Genomic DNA, 12,438 nt, shown 5'->3' on the forward strand with positions numbered 1-12,438 from the left:
AACAATATAGTGGTGTACACGTGCAAAAGTATGTAAGTGAAGCGCGTCAGTTATTAGCTCTGGCAATTCCGGTGATTCTTGCGCAAATCGCTCAAACCGCAATGGGATTCGTCGATACCGTCATGGCGGGCGGATACAGCGCGACGGATATGGCGGCCGTTGCCATTGGTACGTCCATCTGGCTGCCAGCTATTCTGTTTGGCCACGGACTCCTGCTGGCGTTGACGCCGGTCATTGCCCAACTCAATGGTTCTGGCCGCCGCGATCGTATCGCCCATCAGGTACGCCAGGGATTCTGGCTGGCTGGTAGCGTCTCCGTTTTGATTATGGTCGTGCTGTGGAATGCGGGATACATTATCCGCTCCATGCACAACATCGACCCGGCGCTGGCCGATAAAGCCGTCGGTTATCTGCGCGCATTGCTATGGGGTGCGCCGGGGTATTTATTTTTCCAGGTAGCCCGTAACCAGTGCGAAGGGCTGGCCAAGACTAAACCGGCAATGGTGATGGGGTTTATCGGCCTGCTGGTGAACATCCCGGTTAACTATGTTTTCATCTATGGACATTTAGGTATGCCGGAACTTGGCGGCGTGGGCTGTGGCGTGGCCACGGCAGCGGTTTACTGGGTAATGTTTGCCGCCATGCTGTCTTACGTCAAACACGCGCGTTCAATGCGTGATATCCGTAATGAGCGAGGCTTCCAGAAGCCAGACACTGCGGTGATGAAGCGTCTCGTGCAGCTGGGTTTACCCATCGCGCTGGCGTTATTTTTCGAAGTGACGCTGTTTGCTGTGGTTGCGCTGCTGGTTTCCCCGCTGGGGATCGTCGATGTGGCCGGGCACCAAATCGCGCTGAACTTTAGTTCGTTAATGTTCGTTCTGCCGATGTCGCTGGCGGCCGCTGTCACTATTCGTGTCGGTTATCGTTTGGGTCAGGGTTCCACGCTGGAGGCGCAAACGGCGGCCCGAACCGGTCTGGGCGTTGGTGTCTGCATGGCGGTTGTGACGGCGGTTTTCACCGTGACCTTCCGTGAACACATTGCCCTGCTCTACAACGATAACCCGGAAGTGGTCGCTCTGGCGGCGCAGCTCATGTTACTGGCCGCGGTGTATCAAATATCGGACTCTATCCAGGTTATTGGCAGCGGTGTTCTGCGCGGTTACAAAGACACGCGCTCTATCTTCTTTATCACCTTTACAGCCTACTGGGTGCTGGGTCTGCCAAGCGGCTATATTCTGGCGCTCACCGATCTGGTGGTCGACAGGATGGGACCTGCGGGTTTCTGGATGGGCTTTATTATCGGTCTTACCTCTGCGGCCGTCTTAATGATGCTGCGGATGCGTTATCTGCAACGCCAGCCGTCAGCCGTCATTTTGCAGCGCGCGGCACGCTAACCGCACAATAGCCGCCGTCTGGCGGCTTTTTTACACCTTCAGAAGGGACTGGCGTTTTCGGCATTCACCCATTGTTCGCTGACAGGATGCCTGAAACGCAATGCACTGGCATGCAGCATCAGTCGCGGGGTGAGCTCAGTGCCTGGCAGCAGACGCCCGCCATACAAATCGCACCCTAAAATAGGATGTCCCAACTGCTGACAGTGGATCCGTAGTTGATGGGTACGCCCGGTTTCAGGCGTCAGTTGTACGCGCGTTAAGGGGAGTAATTCCCCGTTCTCCTGGCGATGAACAAAACGCTCAACAACCTGATAGCGCGAGCGCGCAGGCTTGCCGTTAACGGCGCAAATCGTCATCAGCGGAAACAGCGCCGGATCTTTGCTAATCGCTGCGTCAATAATCCCTGCATCGTTTTCCACATGCCCGCATAGCAGTGCGCTGTATACCTTCGTCACCATGCGCTGACTAAACTGCTGGCACAGCGCGGCGTTGATAGCCTTGTTACGGGCCACCACCATTAGCCCGGAGGTGCCGAAATCAAGCCGATGGACCAGCGTGCAACCGGGAAAAATCTGTACCAGCCGGTGATGTACCGAATCGAGATTGTGCGGATTTTTCCCCGACAAGCTGAGCAGCCCGGTGGGTTTATTGATAAGCAGCAAATGCTCGTCCTGATAGAGAATCTCTATCAGGTCATAACAAGGCGGGGCAATAAAGGTATCAAGAATGGTAGACATCAGGCGGCCAGGATGGAGTGTGGGCACGGATGATAACGAATTTTCACTGTACTGGCGAATAGGCTCGCTTAACTCATGGCACTCATTGCATGGTAGAGTGGGCGTTATCCGGCAAGCGAAGAGAGGGTTACACTGTGCAACAAATCGATTTTTATATGGTAGATGCCTTTAGCACCACGACGTTTGGCGGTAATGCCGCCGCAGTATGTCCGCTCGCAGACTGGTTGCCCGATGAAACATTATTAAAAATGGCGCAGCAGCATAACCAGTCGGAGACCGCTTTCTTTGTCGCCAATGATAATGGCTTTGAGCTACGTTGGTTTACCACACAGGGAGAAATCAATTTGTGTGGGCATGCCACGCTTGCCGCAGCGCATGTCATTTTTGAACATCTGGATTACCCGGACACAACTCTCCATTTTGCCACCCGATTTGTGGGTCCGCTGACGGTCACACGCAGCGGTCAATGGCTGACGCTTGATTTTCCTGCCTGGCAAAGCGACCCTGTCGTACCGCCCGCCTTATTGTTGGAAACTTTAGGCATCGCCGAATGTAAAGAAGTTCGCGTGGCGCGCGACTATATGGTCGTAATGGAGAACCAGCGCCAGGTCGAGGCTGTACGCCCGAATATCCACGCCATGATCCCGCTAGGGAAAATGGTTTGTATCACCGCGCCAGGTGACGGGGAATACGATTTCGTCAGCCGTTTCTTCTGCCCGGGCGAAGCCGTCGCGGAGGATCCTGTCACAGGTTCGGCGCATAGCATGCTCATTCCTTACTGGGCAGAGAAACTGAACAAAACACAAATGCTGGCGCGTCAGGTATCTGGGCGCGGTGGGGATTTACGCTGCCAACTGGCGGGTTCTCGCGTTTATATTGGTGGGCAGGCAACAACTTACCTGACGGGTAAAGTGCTGCTACGCTAACCCTCTTACCCGTTACATAACCCAATCCAGGGAGGAAGTATGTCTAACAAACTGCTGCAGATTCACTTTAATTTTCATGGCCCGTTTGGCTCCGAGATGTCGCAACAACTTGTTGAACTGGCCGAATCCATCAATCAGGAGCCGGGCTTTATCTGGAAAATCTGGACCGAGAACGAAGCAAATCATGAAGCCGGTGGCATCTATCTGTTTCAGGATCAAGACACCGCGCTGGCTTATGTTAAAAAGCATACAGCCCGTCTGAAGCACCTGGGGATAGAAGAGGTGTTTTTCAAAATCTTCGATATCAATGAGCCGTTGAGTAAGATTAACCACGGTCATATTGGCTAACGTTTTTAGCTTAAACGCCTTGTTCCGGGGCTATATAGCGGGTGCCACGTTTGCTTTAGTTCACAAAATCAGCAGCCATGAAAACTATCACTAGCCGACCGGAGCATGAAGGCGTATAAATAATACAAACAGTATTAATTCATACAAAATGAATCATCAAAAACCAAGGAGATCGCTTATGTCCCCAGACATTACGCTCAACGCTTCACCAGGCAGTTTTCCCCCGGCAGGTCATTACTCGCACAGTACAACGGCAGGTGGTTTTGTGTTCATTTCTGGACAGCTGCCAGTCACCCAGGATGGCGAAAAAAAAACCGATGCGTCTTTTGAAGAACAAACCAGATTGGCCCTGCAAAATGTCGATGCCTGTCTGGCAGGTGCTGGAGTCTCGCGTCAGCACCTGGTTTCAGTACGCGTCTATGTCACGGATATTAACCAGTGGCCGACATTTAACAGGATCTATGGTGAGTGGATCGGTGATTTTCTCCCTGCCCGTGCTGTCGCTGGAGTTGCCGAACTTCATTACGGTTTTGCCGTAGAAATCGAAGCGATGGCTTTGGCCCCACAGGCCTGATTTATAACTGTATACAGGTGAATAAAAATGACTGATATGACACTGCCTGATTATAACGATATTGTCGCTGCGGCAGAGCGCATCGCAGATTATGCCAACAAAACGCCGGTGATGACGTCGCGTACGGTTAATGAAGAATTTGGCGCTGAAGTCTTCTTTAAATGCGAAAACTTCCAGAGAATGGGCGCGTTCAAATTTCGCGGCGCTATGAATGCGCTACGCCAGTTCACGCCACAACAACGGACTGCGGGCGTCGTGACCTTTTCTTCGGGAAATCATGCACAAGCCATCGCCTTGTCGGCAAAATTGTTAGGAATCCCGGCGACAATTATCATGCCGCATGATGCCCCGGCTGCCAAAGTTGCCGCGACCAAAGGGTATGGCGGAAATGTCGTGATTTACGATCGCTATACTGAAGACAGAGAAAAAATTGGTCAGAATCTGGCTGAGAAACAAGGGCTAACGCTGATCCCTCCTTACGATCATCCGCACGTTATTGCGGGCCAGGGTACCGCAACGAAAGAGTTGATTGAGGAAGTGGGACCGTTAGACGCCCTTTTCGTATGTCTGGGTGGCGGCGGTCTGCTATCCGGTTCCGCGCTGGCAGCGAGACATCTCTCCCCTGACTGTATGATCTATGGCGTAGAACCTGAGGCAGGCAATGACGGTCAGCAGTCTTTTCGCAGCGGCAGCATTGTTCATATTGATACACCGAAAACCATAGCCGATGGCGCGCAAACTCAACACCTTGGGCAGTATACGTTTGCGATTATTCAGCAAAACGTGAACGATATTCTGACTGTCTCAGACACTGAATTAGTCACTGCGATGAAATTTATTGCAGAACGAATGAAAATCGTCGTAGAGCCAACTGGCTGTCTGGGTTTTGCCGCCGCCAGAGCACGCAAATCTGAACTCCAGGGTAAGAGAATCGGCATTATTATCAGCGGTGGAAACGTGGACATCAGCCGCTATGGTGCATTCCTGGCCGGATGATAAGCAAGGTATCTGCCATGCAGATACCTTATTCCTGTCTGTTTATTCCAGTCTGGAAAAGCGATCCCCGCTCACTGTAAACTGCTCGCAATCATGGCAAAAGGCATCACTGCAGGAGACTGGCATGCCAAAAACCGACAATAACTCGCTTCTCAGCCAACTTGATACTATCGCCAGAGGGTTAAGCGAAACCTTTTCTCCCTTTTGTGAAGTGGTTGTTCATGACCTCAAAAAACCTGAACATGCCATTTTGTCCATCCATAATAATCTTTCCGGACGTAAACCTGGCCAACCAGCAACAGAACTGGGTCTGGCACGCATAGCATCGCCAGACTTTCCCAACATCATCGCTAACTACAGCAATCAATTTGCTGATGGACGTCCGGTAAAAAGCACCTCCATTGGCATCAAGGGTGAGGACGGTAAATACGTCGCGGCACTGTGCCTTAATGTTGATATGACGTTGTTTCGCGGTATGCAGAGCGCGCTTGCGCGATTTACTGAAACCGAAAACTCCCCCATAAAGGAGCATATCGATCCCGGTAGTAACGAAGTTATTCGCCAACGTATCGATGACTTTGCCGCCAAACGCGCGACCACGGCGCGCGCACTCAAACCTGAAGACCGTAAGTTATTGATTCAACAACTCCGTAAAGAAGGCCTACTGAACGTACGAAAATCAATGGATACCGTGGCGCAGCATTTAGGCGTATCGCGAGCCACCGCTTACCTGTATGCCCGCCAGTCAACACAGATGCACGAATAAGCTGATTCAGGCAGGCATACCTGCCACAACTTGCCGGTCAATGATTACTGGAACGAAGCACGCCCATATGCAGAGGGCTGCTTTGCTGCCAGGAATTATCATCCAACGAAAAAACGGCACCTTATGACTGCATAAAAATAAACCTTGGCATTCGTAGGTATTTATTTGCGCTGACTGAATAGATAGCTTATTTTTAAACTGACGGGGTAAATTTTAGCGGTACTTTAAATGACGACATCGATCTTACTTAATCAAAGCATAAAACACCACCACGCTAACCCACTGATTTCATTGAATGAAAAAATAAATAACCGTACCGTAAAATAATATCCATACAGTATATATAAATAGCATAATATCTAAATTATAATCTTTTTACATCCAGTAGTCAGGTGAGGCCAGAATGCGGTTATTAGTCATGTTGTTAAGCTTAGTCGTCTCTACACAGCTCTGGGCAGGTGAACTTTCCAAACCTACGGGCCAGGTCCTTCTAACAGTGTCCGGTAATATAGAAAATACAAATGAAGACGGGAAAGCCACTTTTGATACCGCCAGCCTCGAGAAACTGGGCATGGTAAGTTTTCAGACCACCTCCCCTTGGTATAATGGACGCACGACTTTTACGGGTATTCCACTACAAAAGCTCATGGATTTTGTTGGGGCGAAAGGCTCGGTTGTAAAAGTTACTGCACTCAATGACTACACCACCGTTATCCCTCTCGATGATTTCAAGAAGTACAATGTCATTCTTGCTTTAAAAATCAACGGAAAATACATGCGAATTCGAGATAAAGGCCCGTTATTCATTGTGTATCCCTATGACAGCATACCTGAACTAAATAATCAGATTTATTACTCAAGATCAGCCTGGCAGGTCAGTAGAATGGATATTGAGTAAGCGTTCAGAGGAACATCATGAACAGAATACTGGCTGGCATCATATTTTTTCTTTTTATATCTACTGGGTATATTTCTTTCTTAGTCCATGAAAGACAGCAAGAGTTACAGAAACTGACTCACTACACCGATTCATGGTCCGCTGCACAAATGGTATCACAATATTACCGATTCGAATCATTGCTTGGTCTTTATACTATCGATAAAACGATGAACCTCGACGAGGTGCGCCTGCGCCTCGATATTATGCTTAGCCAGAGTGATTTGATAAAAGAAGGTGATTTGGGGCACTATATAGAGAGCAATCAAGCGCACAGTGAATTGGCGATCAAACTTGAAAACATCCTTAACTATCTGGATGTTAACCTCGAGAAAATGGACCGTTCAGAACTTCAGACATACCTGAAAAAAATGCATACGCTGGATTCGCAACTTGGCCGCCTTTCATCCGGTGCGTTAAATAAAGATGTAAACTCGATCAATAACGCCAACCTTAAAATTCAAACTCTGTACTATATTTACTCGGCGACATCTGTTCTGCTGATCATACTGAGTGCGATACTGGGTGTGCTGATATTCTTCCAGAACAGAAATATTCTGCGAGCGCATCTTCAGGTTAAGAGCCTTGCTGAAGAGCTGCAGAAATCTAAAGAAAAGTTGCAAATCCAGAATGCAAAACTGGAATATGACGTCTACCATGATTCACTTACTGATATGAATAACCGCCAATTTTTCTGGGGGAATTTAAATCAAACAATCGAGATGGCAGAAAAAAACAACGATTCTGTGACAGTGATGCTGTTTGATTTGGACCGATTCAAAGAGGTTAATGATACCTATGGTCATGATGCCGGTGATGTTTTATTACGCCAGATATCGGACCGTCTGATTTCGATGAGCCATACTTCAGATACGCTGTATCGCTTAGGTGGGGATGAGTTTGCGTTTCTCTCAAGTGGTCTGACGGAGAGCCAGGCCGTTTCGCGAGCCCAAAAGATATGTGATTTTATCAGCCAGCCCTACACTATTTATAACACAATTATAAACATAACTACCTGTGTTGGAATTGTTATATCAGAAACAGAGCGCCGCTCCGATTATCTTTATAAATTTGCAGATCTGGCCCTGTATGAAGCCAAAAATGAAGGTTCAGGCAAGATAAAAGTCTTCCGGCAATGGATGTTAGAAAAGCTGCAAGAAAGCAGAACGCTTGAGCATGATATGGCGATGGCCATAGTGAATAAAGAATTCGTGGTTTATTATCAGCCTATTGTGGATTCTTTTAGCCGGGAAATTTACAGTTATGAAGCCCTCATTCGTTGGATACATCCTCTAAAGGGTCTCCTGTCGCCGGATAGCTTTATTCCTGTTGCTGAAAAAACAGGCATGATTAACGAAATGGGGAAATCTGTACTAGAAATTGCCTGTACGGAAGCGGCGTCCTGGGCGATTCCGGCCAAAATTTCAGTCAATGTCTCGCCTGTCCAGCTAAGCAGCAAAGCCTTTGCCGGAATAGTGCAAACTATCCTGAAAGAAACAGGACTCCCCGCGCAACGCCTTGAACTGGAGGTCACTGAATCCTCTATTTTTACTGAGAGTAATACGCCGATGAATACACTTAACAAGCTCAGAGCTCTGGGGGTAAAAATCTCCATCGATGATTTTGGTACCGGGTATTCTTCTCTTTCGCGGTTGAGCCGGCTGGCCTTCGATAAAATAAAAATAGATAAGTCCTTTGTACATTCACTATCTACCCAGGACGATGCCCTTAATATTATCAAACTCATTACTGGCATGGCGAAATCCCTTAATATGAAGGCTGTTGCAGAAGGCGTTGAAACGCAAGAGCAACTGGAAAAACTTCAGGCACTGGGTTGCGATTTCGCACAAGGATATCTGTTTGGTAAACCTCAACCGGGAATTGATGGGAAAATCAGACACGGTTAAATCACGGCGGATATCCCTGGCAGCTAAAGTCGGGCAACAAAACTGTTGCCCGACTTTTAATATTTCATACGCTTAGTGATAATTGCCTCTACCAATAAGACGTCCAGCACTGGCGCACGCGAATTAACGCTTCAAGATAAAAATAGTCTCCCCAGGAACAACATTCATCAACGCCTTTACCAGCTGGCATATGATAAACCGAGTGCATCAGTAACCCTTCACATTCCGGTTCATCCGTAGAGAGATAGCGCTTCGTCAGCGATTGTACAATCCGCAAAGCCACTTCCTCATACTGCATCCGACCTGCATCTGTCGCCGGTAATGCTTTCGCTAGCTCCAGCAGACCACAGGCAGCGATAGCGGCAGCCGAACTGTCGCGTACGGCGCCAGTGTTATTCAAAGCCAGATCCCAGTGACAAATAGAGTCCTCAGGCAGGCGGTTGATAAAGTAATGACTCAGGCTGCGGGTCAGGCTGACGAACTCAGATTTTCCCGTATACAGATAGCTAAGCATGAATCCGTAAATCCCCCACGCCTGACCGCGTGCCCAGCATGAGCTATCGCTGTGTCCCTGGTGCGTATTGCCAAACCGCGGCTCACCGGTCACAACATCTATATAGTAGGTGTGATACGTCGATGCATCGGGCCGTACGATATATTTCGCTGCCTGCATGGCATGAGATAAGGCCGCGTCAGCAAAGACCAGATTCCCCGTCTGTTCGCTTGCCCAGTAGAGCAGCGGTAGATTCATATTACAGTCGATAATCATTCGTCCCTGCTGCTCCGGATCCGTCAGGTCTCCCCATGCCTGGATAATACCTGCCGTTGGGTTATAGCGTTGCATCATCATTTCAGCCGCATGCAAGGCGATATCGCGTGCGGCTGCGTTCCCGGTCAGTTGCCACGCGTTTACACACGACAATGAATACAGAAAGCCGAGGTCATGAGTATCTGTTTCAATACGGTTTACCAGACGATGAGCAAAAGAAGTAATGAATCGCTCAGCAGCCTGACGGTATTTACTATCGCCGGTTATCTCCCACAATAGCCAGAGCTGCCCTGTCCAGAAACTGTTTGTCCATTGGTTATTTTCAGCGGGTTGCCATTTCCCACCTTCACAGGCCTCATTGGGAAATTTATCGCCAAGCGCATACAGCGTTCGATCAATTCGTGACGAAATATACGGTATTGCTTTATCTAACTCTTTTTTCAATGCCTGACGATCAACCGGGGCGGCGTATGACACGCGCAAGGGTTCAGTAACGACATTAGCCGTTTTATTAGTAATCATAATTATCCTGTTATTACTATTTGGAAGTTTTAATAGTCTGAGAGCGCAATATATCAGCACGCGGTGTTAATATCTTTTTTCCCGCATGGCTACAAGAAAGCGTGAAAGCGGAAATTAGCGTAAACAGCAGTGCGCAGACACCCATAATTAAAAAGGTATGTGCAAACCCTATTTTATCGTATAAATAACCAGCAGGTGGCGCCACGACAACAGAACCAACATATACCATTGCCTGATAACCCAACAAATACATGGTGGCGTTAACGCGTTTGTGAAAATGTTCAGCGATATATTTAAATACAGAGATTAACAGTAACGCTATTTCCACACCGTAAAATGGTTTAATAATTGAAATCATAATTGGGTCGACTGTTAAACCAGAAAGGATCAGACGGCCCCCCACAACTAACCCGCACAGCAGCAACCCCTTCTTGGCACCATAATAGTTAACCAGCGTGGGAATAAACATCATCATCAGGAATTCAATACCAGCCTGGAGCGTCCCCAGGTAACCATACCAGGCATTGCCCTGCTCTTTGGTGGCAAAGAAAGAGACAAAGTAACGGGGAAATTGCTGTTCTGCTACAAACATCATCCACGCGACACCTGCGACATACAGACTAAACATCCAGAATTTTCGGTTTTGCATCAGCGCAATGACATCGGCAAAGACAATTTTATTTTCGGAGATAACCGAGTTATTTCGTAGCTGCTCATCACCAATCTTCAGGCTCAACAACACCAGCAGCATGACTACGGAGGTGGTACTGCTCAGTATAAAGTTGGCGGTTGGCGTGTAGTTGAACAATACGCCGGAAACCGAAGCCGCCAGCGCCCACCCGAGCGATCCCCACATTCGGATACGGCCAAACTCCAGGCCGTAAAGGCGACTGAAACGGTCGGCATAGGATTCTGCGGCAGCCACTCCCGCATACCATCCCAGGCTTAAATAGAATGCACCAATAATAATGCCGAGCATCGTATGACTCAGCAGTAAAGGCTGGTAAATAACCACAAAAAACGGTGCCATTAATGCCGAGGTGGCGCAGACAAAATAGAGAAGCCATTTGCTCATGCCTATTTTATCCATGATGTAACCATATACTGGTTTCATAACCACGGCAAACACACCATTAACCGCGAATACTGTACCAATTGTTACGCTATCAAGACCAACTTTTTGACTCAGCCATAATGCATATAAGCCGAAGCTGGATGACCAGGTAAAGAAATAGAGAAAAATAAAGCTGCTCATTTTGAGCTGCGCTAAACGAGTCGGGGCAATCGCGTTCATGATTCGGCTCCAGCATTATCTCGACAATGATAAGTATAAATAAAAAAAACCGAAGGTTTAATTGCAATCATAATCCACTACCTCTTATGAAGTATTTATAGACTCAGTACTACTGGCGACAACCAGGTGCTGACGGACGGAGGTTAGTCTTTTTGTTTCCTACAGCAGCGTGAGCATGTTCACAAAAACAGTTCGATTTTTAAGTTTGATTGGATTTACGGACAGATATTCAGCAATATCTTTAATATATAGCAGCAAAACTTAATTCTGTTGTCATGGTAAAAAATGAACGAGCCACAAAAACTTGAAAGAATTGCGATGGGGAATGAAGTGATTTCCTTTCAGCGTCCAATGGGCGCGAGTGTTCATTATTACCATTGGCATCAATGCATTGAGTTTTTATATATTTCAAAAGGGTACGGCATCGTCGTCGTTGATAAACAACACTATACAGCAAAGCCGGGCAGACTTTTTATTTTCCCACCGTTTCGCTTGCATAAGGTGCAGGTTGATGTTGCACCGAACAATCCGTCTTATCGTACGGCTATGCATATTGAGCACAATGAAGTAATCAGTGCCTTGCAGATGTTTCCCCGCCACCAGGCTCAGTTTGCAGCACTCTCTGGCACCCATGCTCCGGCACAAATTCACGATCTCAGTGAACATGCGGACTATATTGCCTATATCCTCGATCGGTTTGAATCACTTAAGGGCAACGGGTATCAATCGGCCAGTGATGTTGCTTTTCTGGTAATGCAACTTCTGGACTTTCTTCCCCTGCAACCGCGGAGTGTAGTGCACCAACAGCAGACCGTGGCGGCCCGCATTATGCAGTGGATAGAAGAGCATTATCAGCAGAAATTTTCACTCGATGATTTAGCTGCGGATATTGGTTTTTCACGCAGCTATACCTCGCGAATTTTCCGTCAACAAACCGGTGGCGGGATCCAGGAATATATACTCACCCGCAGGATTAAAAAAAGCTGCGATTTATTGCGCTACTCATCACTGAACGTGACGGAGATTGCCGAGCATGTGGGTTTTACGGAAATGACCTATTTCATTACCTGTTTTAGAAAAATGATGGGGCAATCTCCTTTGCAATACCGCAAACAATACGATGAAGACACTGGCCACGATACGGCGTAAAGAACGTCATTTTTATCGCATTGACGGACACTGTCTAATCAAACCCGAGTCCATACCCGCCTGGTATTAAGCAGAGATCTTCAGCAAAAGTTGGTAAATCCTCAGAACGGTTCTATAGT

Annotated in this window: 12 protein-coding genes; 9 read left to right on the top strand and 3 right to left on the bottom strand. The window is 47.9% G+C overall.

Features of this window, described 5'->3' with window-relative positions; genetic code table 11:
• Nucleotides 1-20: 20 nt before the first annotated feature.
• The gene (gene mdtK / locus FDX14_RS15890) at nucleotides 21-1,394 is read left to right on the top strand and encodes a multidrug efflux MATE transporter MdtK (RefSeq protein WP_042308660.1); all 1,374 of its coding nucleotides are present in this window, start codon (nucleotides 21-23) and stop codon (nucleotides 1,392-1,394) included.
• A 38-nt stretch (nucleotides 1,395-1,432) separates the two neighbouring features.
• Here mdtK and FDX14_RS15895 read toward each other — a convergent pair whose 3' ends face one another.
• Nucleotides 1,433-2,131, bottom strand: a complete 699-nt coding sequence (locus tag FDX14_RS15895) for an RluA family pseudouridine synthase (protein WP_137349815.1) — start codon at nucleotides 2,129-2,131, stop codon at nucleotides 1,433-1,435.
• Nucleotides 2,132-2,265: 134 nt separating this feature from the next.
• Here FDX14_RS15895 and FDX14_RS15900 point away from each other — a divergent pair, with 134 nt between their 5' ends.
• From FDX14_RS15900 to FDX14_RS15930, 7 genes are all read left to right on the top strand, one after another.
• Nucleotides 2,266-3,057: a PhzF family phenazine biosynthesis protein gene (locus FDX14_RS15900; protein ID WP_042308665.1), complete on the top strand. Its 792-nt coding sequence runs from the start codon at nucleotides 2,266-2,268 to the stop codon at nucleotides 3,055-3,057.
• Between the two features lie 39 nt (nucleotides 3,058-3,096).
• Nucleotides 3,097-3,405 carry a monooxygenase gene (locus tag FDX14_RS15905; RefSeq protein WP_061381411.1) on the top strand — a complete coding sequence of 103 codons (309 nt, stop codon included), beginning with the start codon at nucleotides 3,097-3,099 and terminating at the stop codon, nucleotides 3,403-3,405.
• A 178-nt stretch (nucleotides 3,406-3,583) separates the two neighbouring features.
• Complete coding sequence (locus tag FDX14_RS15910) at nucleotides 3,584-3,979, top strand: RidA family protein (RefSeq protein ID WP_137349816.1); 396 nt, start codon at nucleotides 3,584-3,586, stop codon at nucleotides 3,977-3,979.
• A gap of 27 nt (nucleotides 3,980-4,006) precedes the next feature.
• The gene (locus FDX14_RS15915; protein WP_042308671.1) at nucleotides 4,007-4,975 is read left to right on the top strand and encodes a threo-3-hydroxy-L-aspartate ammonia-lyase; all 969 of its coding nucleotides are present in this window, start codon (nucleotides 4,007-4,009) and stop codon (nucleotides 4,973-4,975) included.
• 124 nt (nucleotides 4,976-5,099) lie between these two features.
• Complete coding sequence (locus tag FDX14_RS15920; RefSeq protein ID WP_137349817.1) at nucleotides 5,100-5,741, top strand: helix-turn-helix transcriptional regulator; 642 nt, start codon at nucleotides 5,100-5,102, stop codon at nucleotides 5,739-5,741.
• A 403-nt stretch (nucleotides 5,742-6,144) separates the two neighbouring features.
• Nucleotides 6,145-6,639, top strand: coding sequence for a putative pterin-binding protein (locus FDX14_RS15925; protein ID WP_042308675.1), 495 nt, complete (start codon nucleotides 6,145-6,147; stop codon nucleotides 6,637-6,639).
• A gap of 17 nt (nucleotides 6,640-6,656) precedes the next feature.
• Nucleotides 6,657-8,585: a putative bifunctional diguanylate cyclase/phosphodiesterase gene (locus FDX14_RS15930; protein WP_061381413.1), complete on the top strand. Its 1,929-nt coding sequence runs from the start codon at nucleotides 6,657-6,659 to the stop codon at nucleotides 8,583-8,585.
• An 88-nt stretch (nucleotides 8,586-8,673) separates the two neighbouring features.
• Here FDX14_RS15930 and FDX14_RS15935 read toward each other — a convergent pair whose 3' ends face one another.
• Together FDX14_RS15935 and FDX14_RS15940 are read right to left on the bottom strand one after the other, a co-directional pair.
• Nucleotides 8,674-9,876, bottom strand: a complete 1,203-nt coding sequence (locus FDX14_RS15935; protein ID WP_042308679.1) for a glycoside hydrolase family 88 protein — start codon at nucleotides 9,874-9,876, stop codon at nucleotides 8,674-8,676.
• A 16-nt stretch (nucleotides 9,877-9,892) separates the two neighbouring features.
• Nucleotides 9,893-11,170, bottom strand: coding sequence for an oligosaccharide MFS transporter (locus FDX14_RS15940; RefSeq protein ID WP_061381414.1), 1,278 nt, complete (start codon nucleotides 11,168-11,170; stop codon nucleotides 9,893-9,895).
• A gap of 285 nt (nucleotides 11,171-11,455) precedes the next feature.
• Between FDX14_RS15940 and FDX14_RS15945 the strand changes: the two genes are divergently transcribed.
• Nucleotides 11,456-12,319: an AraC family transcriptional regulator gene (locus FDX14_RS15945; protein WP_042308683.1), complete on the top strand. Its 864-nt coding sequence runs from the start codon at nucleotides 11,456-11,458 to the stop codon at nucleotides 12,317-12,319.
• The last annotated feature ends 119 nt before the right edge of the window (nucleotides 12,320-12,438 follow it).

It is taken from the genome of Citrobacter sp. wls710 (genome assembly GCF_005281115.1).
GTDB lineage: Bacteria > Pseudomonadota > Gammaproteobacteria > Enterobacterales > Enterobacteriaceae > Citrobacter > Citrobacter werkmanii.